This window comes from Mesorhizobium sp. M1C.F.Ca.ET.210.01.1.1 (assembly GCF_004791585.1).
In the GTDB taxonomy this organism is placed as follows: domain Bacteria; phylum Pseudomonadota; class Alphaproteobacteria; order Rhizobiales; family Rhizobiaceae; genus Mesorhizobium.
Window position 1 is genome coordinate 1 of sequence record NZ_SRUU01000126.1, and the last position, 391, is coordinate 391.

General features: G+C 56.8%; 1 pseudogene. It reads right to left on the reverse strand.

From position 1 onward, the window contains the following. A pseudogene (locus tag EN853_RS35055) lies at window positions 1-158 on the reverse strand (biotin synthase BioB); the annotation flags it as partial. Window positions 159-391: the final 233 nt, after the last annotated feature.

Genomic DNA, 391 nt, shown 5'->3' on the forward strand with positions numbered 1-391 from the left:
GCCGCAATCCTCCGGGCATCCACCTGTTTTGATGCTAAGAAGCCGGCTCAGCTGGACCTTGTTGGGATCGAAATTCTGGCGGTGAACGGTTTGCGCCAGGAACAGAAGATTGTTGAAGGTGCGTCGTGCAGCGCCTGCGCCTTTTCTAGGGTCCACATCCCACAATCATTGGATTGCGCCTGTGGCATTGTCTTCGTCGAGTTCGATGCGTGCATCTCTTCCTGTTCCTGGGGGGTTCCGGCCTTTACGGCTTCTTTCCTGGCCGATTGACAGGGATCGGAAACTCTATCAGCCCGCTGCCGTCCGTTCGTCGTGCGATCATGAGCTCCGATAGTCGAGGCCAATATCCAGGATCGGCGCGCTGTGGGTCAGCCAGCCAATTGAGATCAGA